The following is a 20,593-nucleotide window of genomic DNA, read 5'->3' as shown; positions in this document are numbered from 1 at the left end:
TAGATATGGATTTAATCAGACCATGGCTCGATCAGTATCCCGCGGAAATTCCGCCGGCGTTAAGCTTTGAGCCCAAAACGCTTCAAACCTATTTAGAAGAAACGGCAGGGGAGTTTCCGGAAAAAAAGGCGATTAATTTCCTTGGGAAAACACTCACTTACTCCGTATTGCTGAATGAAGCCAAAAAATTAGCAGGATATCTACAAGGTCTTGGGCTGCAAAAGGGCGACCGTGCAGCGATCATGCTGCCTAATTGTCCTCAGGGGGTCATTTCTTATTACGGTGTACTGATGGCAGGGGGAGTGGTCGTCTCCACGAATCCGCTCTATACCGAACGGGAAATTGAATACCAGCTGAACGATAGCGGGGCGGAATACATCATAACGCTGGATTTGCTTTTCCCGAGAGTGTCTAAAGTGAAAGCGTTAACAAAATTAAAACATGTCATTGTCACAAAGATTCAAGACTATCTGCCATTTCCGAAAAATCTTTTGTATCCGATTGTTCAGCGCAAACAGTCAAAAGTTAAGGTAGATGTTTCCCATGGAGGAACAACGCATTTATTTTCTAAGATTATAAAAGAATCTCAAGCTGTGTTCTCAAAGGTTGAGACGGATCCAGTTGAAGATATCGCGCTGCTTCAATATACAGGAGGAACGACCGGTTTTCCGAAAGGGGTTATGCTTACCCATAAAAATATAGCAGCGAATACCGTAATGTGCTCGGCCTGGATGTACAATTGCCGCCGCGGAGAAGAAAAGGTACTCGGGCTGCTTCCATTTTTCCACGTGTATGGGATGACGGCCGTTATGCACCTTTCCGTTACAGAGGGTTATACGATGATTCTCCTTCCTAAATTTGATGCAGGGGATACATTGAAAACCATTCATAAGGAAAAGCCTACATTATTCCCTGGAGCACCTACCATCTATATTGCCCTGCTTAATCATCCTGATCTGAAAAAATACGATTTATCCTCTGTACAGAGCTGCATTAGCGGTTCGGCTCCCCTTCCTGTAGAAATACAGGAAAGGTTCGAAAAGGAAACCGGAGGCAAGCTTGTGGAAGGATATGGCCTGTCAGAAGCATCTCCTGTTACCCATTCCAACTTTCTATGGGGAAGAAGAAAGAAAGGCAGCATCGGTGTACCTTGGCCGAATACTGACGCTATGATTTTATCCCAGGAAACAGGAAGCCAGGCCGAGCCGGGTGAAAAAGGGGAATTGATCGTCCGCGGTCCTCAGGTTATGAAGGGCTATTGGGGGAAACCGGAGGAAACAGAGGCTGTAATGAAGGATGGCTGGCTGTTTACAGGTGATATCGGGTACATGGATGAAGAAGGGTATTTTTATGTAGTTGACCGCAAGAAGGATATGATCATTGCCGGAGGATACAATATTTATCCGCGTGAGGTTGAAGAAATTCTCTATGAATATGATAAAATACAGGAAGTAGTGGTCGCCGGGGTGCCGGATCCTTACAGAGGGGAAACCGTGAAAGCATATGTGGTCCCTAAGGAAGGCGTGAAAATCTCGGAGGAAGAACTGAATGTTTTTGCCCGACAGCATTTGGCGGCCTACAAGGTTCCGAGAATTTACGAATTCAGAAGTGAGCTCCCTAAGACTGCCGTTGGGAAAATTTTAAGAAGAGCACTTATAGATGAAGAAAAGGAAAAGCTGAAAAACGCCAATTAACGCAGGCAGGGGGGATTTCTCCCATCAGGAAATTTCCCCTTTTTAAAATAGTGGTTTTCGCTTGACACATCCTGGCCAATTTACTATTATGAAAATATGAATGATGATTCATTCATTTCAAAAAGGAAGGTAGTCCAGTGAAACAAAACAAACCGAAATACAAACAGATTATTGATGCGGCAGTTATTGTAATTGCTGAGAATGGATACCATCAGGCACAGGTTTCAAAGATTGCCAAGCAAGCCGGTGTAGCAGATGGAACCATCTATTTATACTTCAAAAATAAAGAAGATATCCTCGTTTCATTGTTCCAGGAGAAAATGGGGCTCTTTATTGAAAAGATTGAAGGAGAAACTTCCGGAAGAACGAAAGCTGCAGATAAGCTTTACGTTCTGATTGAAAAGCATTTTTCTCTCCTTTCAGATGATCATCATCTTGCAATCGTCACGCAGCTTGAATTGAGACAATCCAATAAAGATCTCAGGCTCAGGATTAATGAAGTGCTTAAGGGATACTTGAATGTATTGGATTCTATTATTCAAACAGGGATCGACACCGGTGAATTCAGGGAAGACCTGAACCTGCGCCTTGCAAGGCAAATGATTTTCGGTACAATTGATGAAATTGTCACCACATGGGTAATGAATGAAGAAAAGTATGACCTGGTGGCTCTGGCCGGACAGGTTCATCATATGATTGTCCGCGGCTTTGGGAACAGTCAATAAACCATTTTCAGGAGGGTGAACAGTGGGATACTTAACGATTCAAAAAGAACAATTTGTAGCTTCGGTTAAAATTGATAATCCCCCTGCAAATGCATTAGGTTCCTACGTTCTTGAGGAATTAGCAGGATTCATAGAAGAAGCGGAACACGATCCTTCCATCCGTGTCATATTGCTGTACGGCGAAGGGAAATTTTTCTCTGCAGGAGCTGATATTAAAGAATTCACCACTGTTGCGTCTGGAGCCGAATTTTCAAAGCTTGCAGCAAAGGGCCAGCAGCTGTTTGAAAGAATAGAAAGCTTCAGCAAGCCGGTCATTGCAGCCATTCATGGAGCAGCATTGGGAGGCGGCCTTGAACTTGCAATGTCCTGCCATATTCGTTTAGTGACAGAAAATGCTAAGCTTGGTCTGCCGGAGCTGCAGCTTGGGCTGGTGCCTGGTTTTGGCGGTACACAGCGTCTGCCGCGCTACATTGGCCAGGCAAAAGCACTGGAATTGATGGCGACAAGCGAACCGATCAGCGGGGCGGAAGCAGCGAAGCTTGGACTTGCAACCAATGCGGTTCCGGATGAAATACTTCTTCATGAAGCAAAACAGCTCGCTTTAAAAATGGCTTCTAAAAGTCCGAATACAATCAAAGCGGTCCTTGAGCTTCTAAGCTTTGGAAAGTCAGCAGACTTCCACAGAGGAATGGAAAGAGAAGCCGTTCTTTTTGGAGAAGTTTTTGATAAACAGGATGCAAAAGAAGGAATTCAGGCTTTTCTTGAGAAACGCACTCCTCAATTTAAAGGGGAATAGTTGGACGGGGGGAATTCCCCGGCTATATAATGGAAGCGTATACAAATAAAACGGAATGATATGCGAAACAGGGGGATGGAGAAATGAATATTTTTGTAATCATGAAGCGCACGTTTGATACGGAAGAGAAAATTTCCATCAGCAGCGGAAGAATTCAAGAGGATGGAGCCGAATTTATCATCAATCCTTATGATGAATATGCGATTGAAGAAGCCATTCAGATCAGGGATGCTGAAGGCGGAGAAGTGACTGTTGTCACAATCGGCGGCGAAGAAGCAGAAAAAGAATTGCGCACCGCTCTTGCAATGGGCTGCGATAAAGCAGTTTTAGTCAATACGGAAGATGACCTGGAAGACGGCGATCAGTTTACATCTGCAAAAATCCTTTCTGAGTTTTTAAAGGATAAAGATGCAGACTTGATCCTTGGCGGAAACGTTGCGATCGACGGCGGGTCTGGTCAGGTTGGGCCGCGCCTTGCAGAGCTTCTGGATATTCCTTACGTTACGACAATCACAAAACTTGAAATCCAAGGCCGCAAAGCAACAGTCACTAGAGACGTTGAAGGAGATTCGGAAATTATCGAAACCTCCCTTCCGCTTCTTATTACAGCGCAGCAAGGACTGAATGAACCACGCTATCCTTCATTGCCGGGAATCATGAAAGCGAAGAAAAAGCCGCTGGATGAGCTTGAACTGGATGACCTGGATCTTGAAGAAGACGATGTAGAGCCAAAAACAAAAACCATTGAAATTTATATGCCTGCCAAGAAGGAAGCTGGGAAAATCCTTCAGGGAGAATTGGATGCACAGGTAAAAGAGCTTGTCAGCCTGTTAAGAAACGAAGCAAAAGTCGTATAATCACTGTATCAAACGCTTGTTGGCTATAGCATGTTCGGGAATCCGGAGAAATAGGGGGAAATAATGATGGCAAGAAAAGTTCTTGTATTGGGAGAAGTTCGGGATCAATCACTGCGAAATGTTTCATTTGAAGCAATCGCAGCGGGTAAAGTTGTTTCGGAGGGCGGAGAAATTGTAGCCGTTTTAATTGGCGACCAGGTTTCCGCTCTTGCGGAAGAAATGATTCAATATGGAGCAGACCGCGTTGTAACCGTAGAAGATGAAAAGCTTGCTGCTTATACACCTGACGGCTATTCACAAGCTCTTATGGCTGTTGTGGAGGAAGAAAAACCAGAAGGAATGGTGTTTGGCCATACGGCTTTAGGAAAGGACTTATCTCCTAAAATTGCTGCTAAACTAAACTTAGGATTAGTATCTGATGCTACAGGTGTAGAAGAAGCAGGAGGCAATATCGTCTTCACCCGTCCGATTTACTCCGGTAAGGCCTTCGAAAAAGTAATCGTAACAGAAGGAATCATTTTTGCTTCCATTCGTCCTAATAACATTGCACCGCTTGAAAAGGATGAGTCCAGAAGCGGAGAGGTTCGTTCCGTAACAGCTGAAATTAAAGACTTGCGTACAATTGTGAAAGATGTCATCCGTAAAGCAACAGAAGGAGTAGATCTTTCCGAGGCGAAAGTGATTGTCGCTGGAGGAAGAGGCGTGAAAAGCACGGATGGATTTAACCCTCTTAAAGAGCTTGCTGACGTTTTAGGCGGAGCAGTAGGAGCATCCCGCGGTGCATGTGATGCAGATTACTGTGATTATTCCCTTCAAATCGGCCAGACAGGAAAAGTGGTTACACCTGATCTGTACATCGCTTGCGGAATATCCGGGGCCATTCAGCATTTAGCCGGAATGTCCAACTCTAAAGTGATTGTCGCCGTTAACAAGGATCCGGAAGCGAACATCTTTAAAGTGGCTGACTACGGCATCGTAGGAGACCTATTCGAAGTCATTCCGATGCTGACGGAAGAGTTTAAAAAATTGAAGGTTCATTCTTAATCATAAACGAAATATTATGAAATTCCCTCGGATGATTCCGGGGGGATTTTTTAAGGAAATGACCCTATTCCTGTAATAGAATGGTTTTGAGAAAACGCCCATTAAAACGAAAACGGCCTTTACTATAGGCTATGTAAAAGCATGATGTTGTTTTTTAACACCTGTTGATTGGAGCAAACGGCTGCAGCGGAAATCAACAGCCTGTTTAACTGAGCTTTACAAAGCTAATCAGACTTTTGTGTTTTTCCATATTTAAATGGGAATAATGACATCGAGGCAAATTCTTAGCACACTCAAAGGTTAGGTGCTATACTAAGTGCATATTCTTTAAGATTTTAGGAGGAATACAAGATGGCTATTTCACACGTAACGGATCAAAACTTTTCTGCTGAAACTGGAGAAGGCGTCGTTCTTGCAGATTTCTGGGCACCTTGGTGCGGACCTTGCAAAATGATCGCCCCAGTACTTGAAGAACTGGATCAAGACATGGGTGACAAAGTAAAAATCGTCAAACTTGACGTTGATGAAAATCAAGAAACAGCTGGCAAATACGGCGTAATGAGTATTCCTACACTGCTTGTTTTCAAAAACGGCGAAGTTGTAGACAAAGCGGTTGGCTACCAGCCGAAAGAAGCTCTAGCCGAATTGCTAAGCAAACACGCATAATGAAAAATCAGCCCTCTTCCGGGGCTGATTTTTTTATGTTTAAAATTGGCCGGGCGTAAAACGGCGGGGGATTTATAATCCAAGCCCAGCTGCCCAAAAAATCGGATATACTGGGCAGAATAAATGGAACGGCCAGAATCGAGACTCGAACGGTTGATAAAGGGTAGCGGACGGACAGAATAAATCGATTGGCCAGAAACGGTGTGAGAACAGCCAGAAAACCCGGATCAACGGCCAGAATCCATACGCGAACAGCTAATAAAGTATAGCGGACGGACAGAATAACTCGATCGGCCAGAAACGGTGTAAGAACGGCCAAAATACCCGGATGTACGGCAAGAATCGAGACACGAACGGCTAATAAAGTATAGCTGACGGCCAGAATAACTCGATCGGCCAGAATCGAGACTCGAACGGCTGATAAAGGGTACGGACGGACAGAATAACTCGATCGGCCAGAAACGGTATGAGAACGGCCAGAAAACCCGGATCAACGGCCAGAATCCATACGTGAACGGCTAATAAAGTATAGCGGACGGACAGAATAACTCGATCGGCCAGAAACGGTGTAAGAACGGCCAGAAAACCCGGATCAACGGCCAGAATCCATAAGCGAACGGCTAATAAAGTATAGCGGACGGACAGAATAACTCGATTGGCCAGAAACGGTGTGAGAACGGCCAGAAAACCCGGATCAACGGTCAGAATCCATACGCGAACGGCTAATAAAGTATAGCGGACGGACAGAATAAATCGATCGGCCAGATAAGGCGTGAGAACGGCCAGAAAACCAGGATCAACGGCCAGAATATAGACAAGAACGGCTAATAAAGTATAGCGAACGGCCAGAATAAATGGATCGACCAAAAATGTTGACCGGACGTACAGGTTATAGAAGGCTATTCTTAGTAATTTTCGTGCATTTATCGTACAATAAAAGGCAAATGACTGGATGGAAGTGGTTAGATGAGAGATAAAATCAGAGAAAAATTAGCCCTCCTTCCCGATCAGCCAGGCTGTTATTTAATGAAAGACAGGCAGGGAACCATTATTTATGTCGGTAAAGCGAAGGTTTTAAAAAACCGCGTCCGATCTTACTTCAGCGGTTCTCATGATGGGAAGACGCAGAGGCTGGTTAATGAAATTGAGGACTTTGAATACATCGTAACGTCCTCGAATATAGAAGCGCTGATTCTGGAAATGAATTTAATTAAGAAATACGATCCTAAATATAATGTGATGCTGAAGGATGATAAATCCTTTCCTTTTATTAAAATTACGGGAGAACGGCACCCGCGCCTGATTGTTACGAGGAAAATTAAAAAGGATAAGGGGAAATACTTTGGGCCGTATCCGAATGTGCAGGCAGCAAGGGAAACGAAAAAGCTGCTTGACCGGCTGTATCCGCTCCGGAAATGCAACAGTATGCCTGACCGGGTTTGTCTTTACTATCACATGGGGCAGTGTCTGGCACCATGCGTCTATGATGTTACCGCTGAGACGAACCGGAAAATGGTCGATGACATCAGCCGTTTTCTAAATGGCGGCTACGAAGAAATTAAAACGGATTTAACTGATAAAATGTACAAAGCATCCGAAGCGATGGATTTTGAAAGGGCAAAGGAATACAGAGATCAAATTGTTCACATTGAAGCTACGATGGAGAAGCAAAAGATGTCGATGACCGACTTCGTAGACAGGGATGTATTTGCATATGCGTATGATAAAGGCTGGATGTGTGTTCAGGTATTTTTCGTGCGTCAGGGGAAACTGATTGAACGGGATGTTTCAATGTTTCCTATTTATAATGAACCGGATGAAGAATTTTTAACTTTCCTTGGGCAATTTTATCAGCAGAGCAGTCATTTTCTTCCGAAAGAAATCATGATTCCCGATAGCGCAGATGCAGCTATGGCTGAGCAGCTTTTGAATATTCGTGCTCTGCAGCCTAAGCGTGGAGCGAAGAAGGATTTACTGATGCTTGCCCATAAAAATGCCAAAATTGCTCTTGGGGAAAAGTTCTCTCTTATTGAACGGGATGAAGAGCGGACGATTAAGGCGATTGAAAATTTAGGGGAGAAGCTCGGGATTGCTGTGCCGATCCGGATTGAAGCTTTTGATAACTCCAACATCCAAGGCTCTGATCCTGTTTCTGCGATGATCGTTTTTATCGATGGAAAACCGGCGAAAAAGGAGTACAGGAAATATAAAATCCGCACTGTAACAGGTCCGGATGATTATGAGTCGATGAGAGAGGTAGTAAGGAGAAGGTATACCCGTGCATTAAAGGAAAATCTGCCGCTGCCGGACCTGATCGTAATTGATGGGGGTAAGGGCCAGATTTCTGCAGCTAAGGATGTGCTTGAAAATGAACTGGCGCTGGAAATTCCCGTTGCCGGTCTTGTAAAGGATGACAAGCATCGCACGTCCAATCTCATGCTTGGAGATCCTCTTGAACTGATTCAGCTGGAACGGAATTCACAGGAATTTTACCTGCTTCAGCGAATTCAGGATGAGGTTCACCGATTTGCGATCACCTTTCATCGGCAAGTGCGAGGGAAAAATGCAATCCAATCTATCTTGGATGAGATTCCAGGCATTGGGGAAAAGCGGAGGAAGATGCTGCTTAAGCATTTTGGATCCGTTAAAAAAATGAAGGAAGCTACTGTTGATCAGATCAAGGAAGCGGGAGTACCTTATGCAACCGCAGAGCTAATCTATGAAAAATTAAAAGAATAAGCTTGTGCTTTCCTGAAACCTTTGCTACAATACAAACTAATTTAATACGGTCGTTTAGTTCGTTAAATGACGATAGAGGTGCGAACTTCAATAGTAAGCATAAACAGGAAAATGGTTTCCGTTTACTTATGCTGAAAGGGGAGCGTCGCCGAAGAAGAAAGGGTGCCATTGCTGTTTCTTCTGGTTTTGCATTGAATAAATGCAGGGCTGTCAAGATTAATCTTGGAGAGCTATCTCATTGTATGAATGAAGAATTTTTTCGTTTATGCAAGCAATGAGATGTCTGTCTCATTGCTTTTTATTTTGGCCTCTAACGTTTGAACTTGCGATTTACTTTGACCAAAGGAGCGATAACGCGTGGGACTGATCGTGCAAAAATTCGGCGGAACATCCGTGGGATCTGTAGAAAGAATTTTGAATGTTGCAAACAGGGTGATTCAGGAAAAGGAGAACGGTCATGACATCGTGGTAGTGGTGTCGGCAATGGGAAAAACAACGGATCAGCTCGTTTCACTGGCAGGAGAAATTACGTCGAAACCAAGCAAGAGAGAAATGGATATGCTGCTGACAACCGGCGAGCAGGTCACGATTTCGCTATTAACAATGGCTCTTCAGGAAAGAGGGTATGAAGCGGTTTCCTATACAGGCGGACAGGCGGGCATTTTAACCGAATCCCGTCATGGGAATGCCAGAATTACAAATATTGAGGATGATCGGATCTCAAATGATCTCGCTCACGGGAGAATTGTGGTTGCTGCCGGCTTTCAGGGGAAAGATGAGAACGGAGAAATTACAACACTCGGACGCGGAGGCTCGGATACAACTGCAGTTGCACTGGCTGCCGCTCTTAAAGCAGATAAGTGCGATATCTATACAGACGTAACCGGTGTATACACAACAGATCCGCGCTACATTCAGGGAGCGAGGAAGCTTGCAGGGATTTCCTATGATGAGATGCTTGAGCTTGCTAATCTTGGAGCTGGTGTTCTTCATCCGAGAGCAGTTGAATTTGCAAAAAATTATCAAGTTGCATTAGAAGTGCGTTCCAGTATGCATGATGAACGCGGAACGCTAATCGAGGAGGAAAGTACGTTGGAAGAAAATTTAATTGTTAAAGGGATTGCATTTGAGGATCAGGTTACGAGAGTATCAGTATGCGGTCTTCCGAATGACTTAAGTACGCTTTCTACCATTTTCACTACACTTGCAGAGAATGGCGTGAATGTAGATATCATTATTCAGAGTGTGACAGATAAAGAGAATGCGTCTATTTCTTTCTCCGTTAAAACAAACGATCTTGAAGAAACGATTGACGTGCTTGAAACGCATAAAGGCAAAATAAAATTTAAAAAAATTGAGTCTGAAAAAGGTCTTTCGAAGGTTTCCATTGTTGGCTCTGGAATGGTTTCCAATCCAGGTGTGGCAGCAGGAATGTTCTCTGTTCTGGCAAAAGAAGGCATTCAGGTAAAGATGGTTAGTACTTCTGAAATAAAGGTGTCAACTGTAGTTGAACAGGAGGATATGGTCCGTGCAGTAGAAGCGCTGCATGAAGCATTCGAACTGTCTGGCCAAAAAGCACCCGTAAGATAATGAAAAAACAGGCACCCGAGGGTTTGCCTGTTTTTTGCTTACTCAGTAATCATGTCTTTTTTATCCCATTTTACAGTCAGAATTACTTTTCCGGCCCGGCGTTTCACCTGCTCAAAGCTTTCAGCGGCATGCTTGCCGATTGTTTGCACCTGTTCTGCAATAAATCCGGCTTCCAGCTGAAAGGATGGCTCCTTTTTCGATTGAAAGCGCAGCTGAATGATGTCTGATGATAATTCAAATTCCATTTCACCCTGTTTCTTATGTACGAGAGATAAGGTTCCCCAGCCTGCTTGTGTAAAAAACTGAGGAAGTTCTTCTACAGCTTCCAGCGGGTAATGCCTGGCAAGCTTTCTGCCAGCCCAATAAAGCATGGACTGATACTCCTGTCCGAGGATTTCGGGAAGCAGGATTTCACGAAGCAGCTCATGGCCAAAAGCAGGGACGCTCAAATCCTCAAATGCTCCAGCCTCTACCTGATTACGGATACTTTTCATATTCTTTCCCCTCTTTCTAAGCCCATTATATATCAGAGAGGGGGGGATTAACATGAAATAAAAGGAAGATTAGCAGAGCAGCGTGCATCAATGGAGAGTTCTCGTCTATAAGCTAAGAAACACTCTTGTTTTATAGCCATTTTAAGTTTGGATGACAATTTTACAGCAAGGACCAAAAGTTTATATACATATTTTTTTCTGTATTTCAATATATTAATAAAATTAATTTTGTAAAAATCCATAACAATTCCGAAAATTATAATTTATGAACACGTTTTCTTGACGCTCTATAATGTTAGGAGTAAAATGAATTTGTCACATTTTATCAGTTATTATTAAGGTGGAACAGCGATTAGTTAAAAGTTTCCAACTGCTCAATGCCAGATTGAGATACTTGCTTCCTGATCTTGCAGGTGAAGGAAAAGCCAGCGATTTCAGGAAATATTTTGGGGTAAAATGCTATTTTAATAGCTTGCCAGTAACTAATCCTCTCGTGTTCCGGGCTGAAAAATGGGGATAAGAGAAACCCGATAAAAAATTAGAACGAACTTTGATTAGGGGGTAAAGGATTTATGGCTGGAAATAAGGAGTTTGCGCTGCGCAGACTGCACTCGCTGCTGGGGGTTATTCCTGTAGGAATCTTCCTGATTCAGCATCTTGTGGTTAACAACTTTGCTACTAGGGGAGAACAAGCATTTAATGATGCTGCTCATTTTATGGAAAGCCTTCCATTCAGGATTGTGCTTGAGACGGTAATCATTTTCCTGCCGCTATTATTCCATGCTATTTATGGTGTTTATATTGCTTTTACGGCAAAAAACAATGCTACCCGATATGGCTACTTCAGAAACTGGATGTTTGTGCTTCAGCGTGTATCCGGCGTCATTACATTTGTGTTCGTTTGCTGGCATGTATGGGAAACAAGAATTGCTGCGGCATTTGGCGCATCCGTTAACTTTTCCATGATGGAAAATATTTTAAGCAACCCGCTGATGGTCGCTTTTTACGTAATTGGTGTTGTTTCAACGGTTTTCCATTTTGCAAACGGGCTTTGGTCATTCTGTGTTACTTGGGGAATTACGGTTACTCCGCGTTCCCAGCTAATTTCTACGTATGTAACACTGGCTGTATTCGCGGCTTTAGCTTATGTAGGTGTTAGTTCCATCTTTGCTTTTATTTAATGAGGAGACGTCAATCAAGGGAGTGGGCTAGATGAATAACAATCGTGTAATTATCGTCGGCGGCGGATTGGCCGGCCTGATGGCTACTATAAAGGCTGCGGAAAAGGGAGTCAGTGTTGACTTGTTTTCTTTGGTTCCTGTAAAGCGTTCTCACTCTGTGTGCGCGCAGGGCGGAATCAACGGAGCGGTAAACACAAAAGGGGAAGGGGATTCTCCTTGGGAACATTTTGATGATACTGTTTACGGAGGGGATTTCCTTGCAAATCAGCCTCCGGTAAAAGCAATGTGCGAGGCAGCGCCTTCCATTATTCATTTGCTTGACCGTATGGGCGTTATGTTTAACCGGACGCCGGAAGGACTTTTGGATTTCCGCCGCTTCGGAGGAACTCAGCATCACCGTACAGCGTTCGCCGGTGCAACAACAGGGCAGCAGCTATTGTATGCATTGGATGAACAGGTTCGCCGCTATGAGGTGGCAGGCCTTGTAAGAAAGTTTGAAGGCTGGGAATTCCTTGGGGCTGTGCTGGATGATTACGGTGTTTGCCGGGGTATCACGGCACAGAATCTTTCCTCTATGGAAATCAAATCCTTCCGTTCCGATGCCGTGATTATGGCAACAGGCGGTCCTGGAATCGTGTTCGGAAAATCGACGAACTCTGTCATCAATACTGGTTCTGCGGCATCAATCGTATATCAGCAGGGTGCTTACTACTCAAATGCAGAGTTTATTCAAATCCATCCTACAGCCATCCCCGGAGACGATAAACTGCGCCTGATGAGTGAATCAGCCCGCGGTGAGGGCGGCCGTGTCTGGACTTATAAAGATGGGAAGCCATGGTACTTCCTTGAAGAGAAATATCCTGCTTACGGAAACCTTGTTCCAAGGGATATCGCTACAAGGGAAATCTTTGATGTCTGCGTCAATCAGAAGCTTGGCATCAATGGAGAAAACATGGTTTATCTCGATCTTTCCCATAAAGATCCTAAAGAGCTTGATATTAAGCTTGGCGGAATCATTGAAATCTATGAAAAATTCATGGGTGACGATCCGCGTAAAGTGCCAATGAAAATCTTCCCTGCTGTTCACTATTCTATGGGCGGACTATGGGTTGACTATGATCAAATGACGAATATTCCTGGATTGTTTGCAGCAGGTGAGTGCGATTACTCGATGCACGGAGCCAACCGCCTTGGAGCGAACTCCCTCCTTTCTGCGATTTACGGAGGAATGGTTGCGGGTCCAAGCGCTGCAAGATATGCACAGGGACTTGATACATTTGCTGAGGACATGCCGGCAAGCGTATTTGAAAGGCATGAAAAGGAAGAGCAGGCTAAGTGGGAAGGAATTATGAGCATGGACGGAAATGAAAATGCTTATGTCCTTCACAGAGAGCTTGGCGAGTGGATGACAGCAAACGCGACTGTTGTACGCTATAACGATAAGCTTATGGAAACAGATGAGAAGATACAGGAATTGATTCAGCGTTATGACCGAATCAATATTAACGATACGGCAAAATGGAGCAATCAGGGTGCAGCCTTCACACGCCAGCTGAAAAACATGCTTAACCTTTCCCGTACAATTGTACTCGGAGCTTACAACCGCAATGAAAGCCGCGGAGCTCATTACAAACCGGATTTCCCGGAACGTAATGACGAAGACTTCCTAAAGACAACGATGGCTAAATTCACAGGCGATCATCAAGCGCCTGCTTTGCATTACGAAGAAGTGGATACGTCCTTGATTGCACCTAGAAAAAGGGATTATTCCAAGAAGAAAGGAGCAAAAGCATGAGTGAGAAAAAGATCATCCGATTCGTGATTTCACGGCAGGATTCTCCTGAGGCTGCTCCATATGATGAAGAATTCGAGCTTGAATACCGCCCGAATATGAATGTTATTTCTGCTCTTATGGAAATCAGGAGAAATCCGGTAAATTCAAAGGGAGAAAAAACAACTCCCATTACTTGGGATATGAACTGTCTGGAGGAAGTATGCGGTGCGTGTTCAATGGTCATCAACGGCAAACCGCGCCAGTCCTGTACAGCGCTTGTTGATCAGCTTGAGCAGCCAATCCGTCTTGCGCCGATGAAGACATTCCCGGTCGTACGCGATCTTCAGGTTGACCGCAGCAGAATGTTTGACTCTCTTAAAAAAGTTAAAGCCTGGATTCCGATTGATGGAACGTACGACCTTGGTCCTGGACCAAGGATGCCGGAGAAAAAGCGCCAGTGGGCATATGAACTATCCAAATGTATGACCTGCGGTGTTTGTTTGGAAGCCTGTCCGAATGTAAACAGCAAATCCAACTTCATCGGACCTGCTCCGCTATCGCAGGTGCGTTTGTTTAATGCTCATCCAACAGGGGAGATGAACAAATCTGAGCGTCTCGATGCTTTAATGGGAGACGGAGGCCTTCAGGACTGCGGAAACTCACAGAACTGTGTGCAATCCTGCCCTAAAGGCATTCCGCTTACGACATCCATTGCTGCGCTTAACAGAGATACCAATTTGCAGGCCTTCCGCAATTTCTTCGGAAGCGATCGCTCTTAATAAAGAAGGAAACCGCCGATCTATCAAGGTAGAGATCGGTGGTTTTTTTTTTTGAATAAGGCTAAGTTAAAGCAACATGTTGATTGGAGCGAACGCCCGCAGCGGAAATCAACAGGATAGTCCAATAGAGGTTTGTAAAAATTGGACGCCCCGATCACTGCCCGAAATTTTCAATTCAGTCACCGCTCTGCCTGAAAGCACATACTATATGTTGACTAATCGGATACCCACGTGCAAGCGCAGCTCTCACCTAGCAAGGAGGGTTACAATAATTGAAGGACAAAGAGTATCAATCTAAGCCATTACTCACGAAAAGAGAAAGAGAAGTTTTCGAATTATTGGTCCAGGATAAAACTACTAAAGAAATAGCAGGAGAACTCTTTATCAGCGAAAAAACAGTTCGAAACCATATTTCGAATGCGATGCAAAAGCTTGGAGTCAAGGGGCGTTCACAAGCGGTTGTAGAGCTCCTTCGGATGGGTGAACTAGAGCTCTGATTAACTGCCGGCCGGCCTTTACATAGGACCGCCGGTTTTTTCATGTCTGTCTTTAAGCGGGACTTGCATTTTTAAAGAAAAACGAGGAAAATAACAGAGGGAAACGGCCAATGTATCGTTTCTAATGCAAATGAGCGGGGTATGGCGTGATGAACGATAAACGATCTGAAAAAGGCCATGTAGCGGATATTGAAAAGTCGCTCAGGCGGATTTCGGGGAATATTAAACAAAAAGGCAGAGAAATACTGAATGAATATAAAATAACTCCACCGCAATTTGTAGCACTTCAGTGGCTTCTTGACCACGGCGATATGACGGTTGGGGATCTTGCGGGCAGGATGTATTTAGCGTGCAGCACGACGACAGATCTTGTTGACAGGATGGAGAAGACCAGTCTTGTTGTCCGTATAAGAGATGAGAAAGATAGGCGGGTAGTCAGAGTTCATTTGCTTAAAGAAGGGGAACGAATTATCGAAGCGGTGATTGAGAAAAGACAGGAATATCTCGATCAGCTTTTAATTCATTTTACTCCATCTGAAAGGCTCACTTTTGAGCTTCTTCTGAATAAACTGCAACAGGAAATGAAAGAAGAATGAGGCGATTTTTTGAATAGACCGATAGGAGTCATTGATTCAGGAATAGGCGGTCTGACAGTAGCGAAAGAAATGATGAGACAGCTGCCTAAAGAGGAATTGATTTATTTAGGCGACAGCCAGCGCTGCCCATACGGACCGCGTTCTGAATCTCAAGTACTGCAGTATACATGGGAAATGACAAATTATCTTTTGTCTGCCCATCATATTAAAATGCTGGTAATAGCGTGTAATACAGCAACGGCGATTGCTCTTGAAGATATTAAAAGCAAGGTGGATATCCCTGTTATCGGGGTTATTCAGCCTGGAGCCAGAACAGCAATTAAGCTTAAAAAGAACCAGCATATCGGAGTCATCGGCACAGTGAATACCATTCAAAGCGGTGCTTATGAAGAGGCGCTGAAAGCATTGAAACAGACAGTAACGGTTGAGAGTCTTGCATGTCCGGAATTTGTGCCTCTTGTAGAGAGCGGAAAATATGAAGGGGAGCTTGCTAAAGAAATCGTCAAACAGTCTCTTCTGCCGCTAAAGAACCAATCGCTTGATTCACTGATACTCGGCTGCACCCACTATCCGATTCTCAGACCATTAATTGAAGAGTTTATGGGGCCGGGGGTAAAGGTGATTTCGTCGGGGGATGAAACAGCAAGGGAAGTAAGTACCATTCTTTCCTATCATCAGGCTCTAAATGAAACAGACGGCAAAAAGGATCATCAATTTTTCACTACAGGTCCGCGTGACCTTTTCCAATCCTTCGCATCGAATTGGTTCGAAGAGACAATCGAAAACGTGCACTCCATTAATTTGGAAGAGGCGCTTCAATCGTAAAGAAAGATCCCGTTTGCATGGGATCTTTTTTGCGTATAAAAATGTTCTGAGCGGGCGGTATAAATCCTGCAGAGGCTCGTATACATAGTAGTACAAACTGCCTCAGGAGGGATTATCATGCCTGTTAACAAAAAATTAGCCATTGCTGTTTCTTCCATTGCCGTCACTTCCATTGTGCTATCTGGCTGCGGCATATTCGGCGGAGGAGAGCAAGCGGTCAAAGAAGTGGATCCGCCGCAGGATGTTACGTATACAGATGGGAAGAATGCGGATGTAAAGCCGGCAAATACAGAAAAAGCAGGGGAGCAAAAGGCTCAGACTGTTTCGAGGGATGTATACTTAATCGATAAAAATGGCATGGTTGTTTCACAGGCATTGCCTCTCCCTAAAAAAGAAGGGGCAGCCAAACAAGTGCTGACATACCTTGTTGATGGCGGACCTGTAAGCAATATTCTTCCTGACGGATTCCGTGCAGTGCTGCCTGCGGATACGGAAGTGCTTGGAGTCACCATTAAAGATGGTACAGCAACAGCAGATTTTTCTAAAGAGTTTGCCAATTATAAGCGCGAGGATGAGCTGAAAATTCTCCAGTCTGTTACATGGACGCTTACCCAATTTGAATCTGTGAAAAAAGTGAAAATTTGGGTGAATGGCCATCCGCTTAATGAAATGCCTGTCAATGGAACTCCAATTTCCGGAGATATGGGAAGAGCGGACGGAATTAACCTGGATACGGCAGATGTCACTGATATCACGAATACCCATCCAGTGACCGTTTATTTCCTTGGCCAAAATGATAAAGGAACGTATTATGTCCCTGTCACAAGACGGGTGGATAATAAAGAAAAGGATCCTATTACAGCAGCTGTTACAGAGCTGTTAAAAGGTCCTTCCAGCACAAGCGGGCTTCTGGATGAGTTCCAAGGTCATGTGAAGCTTAATTCGGCCCCGAAATACGAAAACGGAAAAGTGACACTCGACTTTAACAAGTCCATTTATGGCAGCTTTGACGAAAAGAAAAAAGTTATTTCCGAAAAAGTGCTTAATTCCATTGTGCTGACCTTAACGGAGCAGCAGGGTGTGGAGACCGTCGCCTTGACAGTTGACGGAAAGGCTGACCTTCAAAATGAAAAAGGACAGAAACTGGCCAAACCTGTCGCCCGCCCGGCAAATGTGAACACTGGTAGTTTTTAAAGCAGGATTTTTGATATACTATAAAAGGAAAGATAAGAGGCATGCTTGTAATGGAGCTGCCTCTTATTTATTGAGGGGGCGGACGTTTGGCCCGTTAATTGGACGGAGGTTTAGTCGATGAGAAACGATGGAAGAAACAGAAACGAGCTTAGACCGGTTGAAATGGTGACAGAGTTTATTACACATCCTGAAGGATCTGTGCTGATTACGGTTGGGAATACAAAGGTGATTTGCAATGCAAGTATTGAAGACAGAGTGCCTCCTTTCATGAGGGGACAAGGGAAGGGCTGGATTACCGCTGAGTATTCTATGCTTCCAAGAGCTACTGAACAAAGAACAATCAGGGAATCTTCCAAAGGCAAGATTTCAGGAAGAACGATGGAAATTCAGCGTTTAATCGGACGGGCTTTAAGAGCAGTGGTTGATTTGAACAAGCTCGGCGAGCGGACAATCTGGATTGACTGTGATGTCATTCAAGCGGATGGAGGAACGAGAACGGCCTCTATTACTGGCGCATTCACGGCAATGACGATTGCACTGGGCAAGCTTGTAGATAAAAACGTTCTGTCTGAACTTCCAATCACTGATTTTCTTGCAGCAACCTCTGTAGGGATCGACTCAGAGCTGGGTGAAATACTTGATTTGAATTATCTAGAGGATTCTTCTGCCGAAGTGGATATGAACGTGATCATGACGTCCAAAAATGAACTGGTTGAGCTTCAGGGAACAGGTGAAGAAGCCACTTTTTCCAGAAAACAGCTCAATCAATTATTAGATCTTGCAGAAGAGGGTATACATACATTAATTGAACATCAAAAATCAGTTTTGGGTGATTGGGGATCTCATATTGTCAAAAATCTTGAGAAAGAGGGATGAACAAATGAGCCAAATCATTATTGCGACTCGAAATGAAGGAAAGGCAGCAGAATTTAAAGCGCTGTTTGAACCAAAGGGGCTTCAGGTTGCTTCCTTAAACGAATTGCCGGACCTTCCTGAAGTGGAAGAAACGGGCCATTCATTTGAAGAAAATGCGATACTAAAAGCAGAAATCATCTCCAAGCTGACAGGAAAACCTGTTATCGCAGACGATTCTGGCCTATCTGTGGATTCTCTTGGCGGAGAGCCGGGTATTTATTCTGCCCGCTATGCGGGAGAAGAAAAAGATGATGCCGCTAACATTGAAAAGGTTCTTGAAAGCATGAAGGGTGTGGAAAAGGACCAAAGAACAGCCAGATTCAGATGTGCGCTTGCGATTGCTGCACCAGGAAAAGAAACAAAAACGGTTGAAGGCTCAGTGGAAGGATACATCACCGAGAAACCAGAAGGACTTCATGGATTCGGATATGATCCAATTTTTCTTGTGAAGGATAAAGGAGCCACAATGGCCCAGATTTCGCCCGAGGAAAAAAATAAAATCAGCCACCGTGCCGATGCACTGAAAAAATTAGAGAAGCTGATTGGAGAGTACTTTTAACGGGGGGATGGCAATGAACGTTCTCATCATGAGTGACAGCCATGGATTGACAGACGAATTGGAAGAGATAACAGCCCGTCATAAGGATGAAGTAGCTGCTGTTATTCATTGCGGGGACTCTGAGCTGCAGGCAGACGATCCTGGCATCCGTTCTATGTGGATTGTCGGGGGGAATTGTGATTTTGACGGGGGGCTTCCGAATGAGCTGGTAAAGGAAGCAGGGCCGTACCGTTTTCTTATTGCTCACGGCCATTTGCATTCGGTTAAATCCACCCTAAATCATTTAAAGTATAGAGCACAGGAAGAAGATGCATCCATTGTCTGTTTCGGCCACACACATATTGCAGGATCCGAAATAGACGGTAATATCCTGTTCATTAATCCGGGCAGCATACGTCTTCCGAGAGTGCGTCCTGAAAGGTCTTATGCTATAATCAGCCTCGAAGGCAAGCAAGCCGATGTTCTGTTTTATGATTTTTCAGGAAATCCGATAAAAGCACTGGAAAAAACCTATACATTTGCATAAAATATAAGAGGAGGAAGAAATTCCTCCTCTTCCATAAAAAAAGTTTAGAAAAGTTATTGACTTTATTATCGAAAGAAAATATAATAAATCTTGTCGCTGATACAAAAACAAAAAACGACAAACAAAATCATTCATGTCCCAGTAGCTCAGCTGGATAGAGCAACGCCCTTCTAAGGCGTCGGTCGGGAGTTCGAATCTCTCCTGGGACGTCCAAAAATCGGGATCAAAAGCCCGTCAAATCAACCTCTTATATCGTTTAGTGAAACGGTCAGTATAACGGTCGTGTGAGAAATTACACCTGTTATTGACATTAACGCTAAGTGATGTAGGAGGTTTTTTTGTATAACCAAAAGCAAAATCTCAAGTACATCGAGGCACATTATCCATCTGAGATTGACTCATTCCATTTACTTGAAAACGAACAAGTATACCACAACAAATTGCTTGAATATGTTAAAATGGATTGGATTGTTTCCTCAAGTTCCTTGTCTGGATTTTCCTTCTTCATCATTTTTATATGATAACTATAGGAAAATTCAGGAATCCCAATGATTTGAAGTACATCTTTTAATATGTACTTTTCTTTGAGTTCGAATGATAACGCTGCTTGTGCTTTTCGAGATAGCTTTCCGGATTCATCTGAAAAGCCCGCATTTTTTTAAGTATTCCACCTCAAGTCGAAGAAGTTCGTTTTCTCTTTCTAACCTTTGTTCATGGGTCAATTCCTTTTCATTCGTTATTTTATTCTTTTTCGCCTTATCAGACATAGGAGGCCGTCCTTTCGGTTTTTCCAAGGCTTCGGCACCACCTTCATTAAAAGCTTTTTTCCATGAAGCGATCAATGAAGGGTTTGTTATCCCAAAATGAAGGGCTGTATCCATGACTGAAAGACCTGTTCTTTTCATAAAGCTTAATACATACTGCTTAAATTGAACAGAATAACTCCCCTTTTGATTCTTCTTCATTAAACCTTCATATAGTTTGACCCATCACTTGATGGGTGTTGCTAGGCATTCCATTCTTACTAGCTAGCTTGATATACCCTGAATGCCCTTCCTGATATTCCCTTACTTCTGTCAATTTAAAGATTTCACTATATTTAGCCATAAATAAACACCCCAAAAGTTAAGTTTGTACTCTCC

General features: G+C 43.8%; 21 protein-coding genes, 1 tRNA gene and 1 riboswitch. Of the genes, 19 read left to right on the top strand and 3 right to left on the bottom strand.

Going from position 1 to position 20,593, the window contains the following annotated elements:
• The first annotated feature begins 5 nt into the window (after positions 1-5).
• The 6 genes from WCV65_RS14815 to trxA all read left to right on the top strand — a co-directional run bounded on the left by WCV65_RS14815 (position 6) and on the right by trxA (position 5,782).
• Positions 6-1,694, top strand: a complete 1,689-nt coding sequence (locus tag WCV65_RS14815; protein ID WP_338777500.1) for an AMP-binding protein — start codon at positions 6-8, stop codon at positions 1,692-1,694.
• Positions 1,695-1,831: 137 nt separating this feature from the next.
• Positions 1,832-2,419, top strand: coding sequence for a TetR/AcrR family transcriptional regulator (locus WCV65_RS14810; RefSeq protein WP_035410861.1), 588 nt, complete (start codon positions 1,832-1,834; stop codon positions 2,417-2,419).
• Between the two features lie 22 nt (positions 2,420-2,441).
• A complete protein-coding gene (locus tag WCV65_RS14805; protein WP_338777497.1) occupies positions 2,442-3,215 on the top strand; it encodes an enoyl-CoA hydratase in 774 nt (257 codons plus the stop codon).
• 83 nt (positions 3,216-3,298) lie between these two features.
• Positions 3,299-4,072: an electron transfer flavoprotein subunit beta/FixA family protein gene (locus WCV65_RS14800; protein WP_338777496.1), complete on the top strand. Its 774-nt coding sequence runs from the start codon at positions 3,299-3,301 to the stop codon at positions 4,070-4,072.
• A gap of 66 nt (positions 4,073-4,138) precedes the next feature.
• A complete protein-coding gene (locus WCV65_RS14795; protein WP_338777495.1) occupies positions 4,139-5,116 on the top strand; it encodes an electron transfer flavoprotein subunit alpha/FixB family protein in 978 nt (325 codons plus the stop codon).
• A gap of 351 nt (positions 5,117-5,467) precedes the next feature.
• Entirely contained in the window at positions 5,468-5,782 is a 315-nt protein-coding gene (gene trxA / locus WCV65_RS14790; RefSeq protein WP_035410850.1) for a thioredoxin, read from the top strand.
• A 357-nt stretch (positions 5,783-6,139) separates the two neighbouring features.
• Here the strand turns inward: trxA and WCV65_RS14785 are convergent, their stop codons facing one another.
• A complete protein-coding gene (locus tag WCV65_RS14785) occupies positions 6,140-6,649 on the bottom strand; it encodes a hypothetical protein (protein ID WP_338777493.1) in 510 nt (169 codons plus the stop codon).
• A gap of 99 nt (positions 6,650-6,748) precedes the next feature.
• Between WCV65_RS14785 and uvrC the strand changes: the two genes are divergently transcribed.
• Both uvrC and WCV65_RS14775 read left to right on the top strand, forming a co-directional pair.
• Positions 6,749-8,521: an excinuclease ABC subunit UvrC gene (gene uvrC, locus WCV65_RS14780; RefSeq protein WP_338777492.1), complete on the top strand. Its 1,773-nt coding sequence runs from the start codon at positions 6,749-6,751 to the stop codon at positions 8,519-8,521.
• A 65-nt stretch (positions 8,522-8,586) separates the two neighbouring features.
• Positions 8,587-8,762, top strand: a riboswitch (Lysine riboswitch).
• Between the two features lie 116 nt (positions 8,763-8,878).
• Complete coding sequence (locus WCV65_RS14775) at positions 8,879-10,111, top strand: aspartate kinase (RefSeq protein WP_035410844.1); 1,233 nt, start codon at positions 8,879-8,881, stop codon at positions 10,109-10,111.
• Positions 10,112-10,149: 38 nt separating this feature from the next.
• Here WCV65_RS14775 and WCV65_RS14770 read toward each other — a convergent pair whose 3' ends face one another.
• Positions 10,150-10,605, bottom strand: coding sequence for a YslB family protein (locus tag WCV65_RS14770; RefSeq protein ID WP_338777490.1), 456 nt, complete (start codon positions 10,603-10,605; stop codon positions 10,150-10,152).
• A 572-nt stretch (positions 10,606-11,177) separates the two neighbouring features.
• Here WCV65_RS14770 and WCV65_RS14765 point away from each other — a divergent pair.
• The 11 genes from WCV65_RS14765 to WCV65_RS14715 all read left to right on the top strand — a co-directional run bounded on the left by WCV65_RS14765 (position 11,178) and on the right by WCV65_RS14715 (position 19,660).
• Positions 11,178-11,786, top strand: a complete 609-nt coding sequence (locus WCV65_RS14765; RefSeq protein WP_035410837.1) for a succinate dehydrogenase cytochrome b558 subunit — start codon at positions 11,178-11,180, stop codon at positions 11,784-11,786.
• A gap of 31 nt (positions 11,787-11,817) precedes the next feature.
• A complete protein-coding gene (gene sdhA, locus WCV65_RS14760) occupies positions 11,818-13,581 on the top strand; it encodes a succinate dehydrogenase flavoprotein subunit (RefSeq protein WP_035410834.1) in 1,764 nt (587 codons plus the stop codon).
• On the top strand, positions 13,578-14,339 hold the full coding sequence (gene sdhB, locus WCV65_RS14755; protein WP_035410832.1) for a succinate dehydrogenase iron-sulfur subunit: 762 nt from the start codon (positions 13,578-13,580) through the stop codon (positions 14,337-14,339). Before sdhA ends, sdhB begins: the two co-directional genes overlap by 4 nt.
• 272 nt (positions 14,340-14,611) lie before the next feature.
• Positions 14,612-14,836 carry a spore germination transcription factor GerE gene (gene gerE / locus WCV65_RS14750; RefSeq protein ID WP_035410829.1) on the top strand — a complete coding sequence of 75 codons (225 nt, stop codon included), beginning with the start codon at positions 14,612-14,614 and terminating at the stop codon, positions 14,834-14,836.
• Positions 14,837-14,985: 149 nt separating this feature from the next.
• The gene (locus WCV65_RS14745; RefSeq protein ID WP_035410827.1) at positions 14,986-15,432 is read left to right on the top strand and encodes a MarR family transcriptional regulator; all 447 of its coding nucleotides are present in this window, start codon (positions 14,986-14,988) and stop codon (positions 15,430-15,432) included.
• A gap of 9 nt (positions 15,433-15,441) precedes the next feature.
• Positions 15,442-16,257, top strand: coding sequence for a glutamate racemase (gene racE, locus WCV65_RS14740; protein WP_338777487.1), 816 nt, complete (start codon positions 15,442-15,444; stop codon positions 16,255-16,257).
• A gap of 117 nt (positions 16,258-16,374) precedes the next feature.
• Entirely contained in the window at positions 16,375-17,451 is a 1,077-nt protein-coding gene (locus WCV65_RS14735; protein WP_035410821.1) for a GerMN domain-containing protein, read from the top strand.
• A gap of 117 nt (positions 17,452-17,568) precedes the next feature.
• Positions 17,569-18,327, top strand: a complete 759-nt coding sequence (gene rph / locus WCV65_RS14730; protein ID WP_338777486.1) for a ribonuclease PH — start codon at positions 17,569-17,571, stop codon at positions 18,325-18,327.
• Between the two features lie 4 nt (positions 18,328-18,331).
• Positions 18,332-18,925, top strand: a complete 594-nt coding sequence (locus tag WCV65_RS14725) for an XTP/dITP diphosphatase (protein WP_338777484.1) — start codon at positions 18,332-18,334, stop codon at positions 18,923-18,925.
• A gap of 13 nt (positions 18,926-18,938) precedes the next feature.
• Positions 18,939-19,451 (top strand): metallophosphoesterase, encoded by a 513-nt coding sequence (locus tag WCV65_RS14720; RefSeq protein WP_338777482.1) that lies wholly within the window; start codon positions 18,939-18,941, stop codon positions 19,449-19,451.
• Positions 19,452-19,586: 135 nt separating this feature from the next.
• Positions 19,587-19,660, top strand: a tRNA-Arg gene (locus WCV65_RS14715).
• A gap of 426 nt (positions 19,661-20,086) precedes the next feature.
• Here the strand turns inward: WCV65_RS14715 and WCV65_RS14710 are convergent.
• Positions 20,087-20,416, bottom strand: a complete 330-nt coding sequence (locus WCV65_RS14710; protein ID WP_338777480.1) for a helix-turn-helix domain-containing protein — start codon at positions 20,414-20,416, stop codon at positions 20,087-20,089.
• Positions 20,417-20,593 lie beyond the last annotated feature (177 nt).

Origin of the sequence: Metabacillus sp. FJAT-52054 (assembly GCF_037201815.1) — a bacterium.
Lineage (GTDB): Bacteria > Bacillota > Bacilli > Bacillales > Bacillaceae > Metabacillus_B > Metabacillus_B sediminis.
The sequence above is the reverse complement of the archived record's forward strand: the minus strand, read 5'-3'. Positions and strand labels throughout refer to the sequence as shown.